At 28.5% G+C, this 1,226-nt stretch carries 1 protein-coding gene; it reads right to left on the reverse strand.

From position 1 onward, the window contains the following. A partial coding sequence (locus L8U41_RS07825) for a methyl-accepting chemotaxis protein (protein ID WP_263728260.1) occupies positions 1–1,150 on the reverse strand: 1,150 nt, incomplete at its 3' end. Positions 1,151–1,226 lie beyond the last annotated feature (76 nt).

Genomic DNA, 1,226 nt, shown 5'->3' on the forward strand with positions numbered 1-1,226 from the left:
CTTCAACCTCTCTAACGGTTTCTACTGATTGTTCTACTGCTTTAGCATCTTGTTCTAATGCATTTTTAGTTTTAGTGATGTTTTCGTTGATTGCTTTTGCTATGATTCCAAATTCATCGTTGCTTTTAACATCTATCATAGCAGAATCTTTAGTTTTATGATTGATGAAATCAAAGAAAGAACTAAGACCATTTTGTATAGCTTGTAAAGGTGATAGATAATAAGAGATGATGAAATAAAGTAAAACAATACTTGCAATACTTGTAAAAATAACAATAATGGCTTGTATATAGGCTATTTTCTCACTTGATTGAGAAATTGTATCAATATACGCCATATTACATACTGTATATCCATCTATGTTATCACACATTGCAAGTCTTTCATTTCCTTCTTTGCTGGTATAAAAGAATGGTTCACCATCTTTTACCTTACTAAATCCATCCGCCACAATAGCAACATTTGGATCGCTTCCAATATAATTTTTATTTGTTGAAACAAATGAAAAGCGATTTTTATCATAAATAAAAGAAGCACCTGGCATTTGTTTAAGACTATCTTCTAAATCTTTAACCAAAACATCGATTGCCAATACTCCTATAAAATTACCATCTTTATATATTGGCATGGCATAAGTAAAGCAAGGTAAACCCGTTGTTACATCAATATAAGAAGGAGTGATATATAGGCTATTATTTTTCATTGCCTCTATATAAAATTCTCTTGTTCTTGCATCATAATTATCAGCTTTTCCATAAATTCCATAGTCTAAGCCTTTGCTATCGCTATCTGGATCACTTACTATTAATTCTCCATTTGGTTGGGCTAGATAAACAGCTAGAAAATTACCAGAATCTCTAAATGATCTTAATTGATAGCCTATGTTATCCATTAATTTTTCGGCAGAATTTAAATCAGAATAAGGGTGTCTAAGTATAGTTTCGCTTAGCTTTTTTAACGAATCAGACGTATCATCTTTGAAATTAATCATAAGATTTTTTGTAGAAATTAAACGATTTTGTTCAGAATTAACAATTTCTTGAAAAAGAGCATTTTTAACAAAAATAAATGTTACAATTCCTAGAATCAAAAGACATACAATTGCTATGATATTTGCAATTAAAGCAACTTTTATTTTAACACTTTTCACTACTTTTCTCCTAAAATATTTTTGTAATTATAAATAAAATTTTTACAATGAAAATTTAATTGTGATTTAATATTGT

It is taken from the genome of Campylobacter sp. RKI_CA19_01116 (assembly GCF_025771405.1).
Classification (GTDB): Bacteria; Campylobacterota; Campylobacteria; order Campylobacterales; family Campylobacteraceae; genus Campylobacter_D.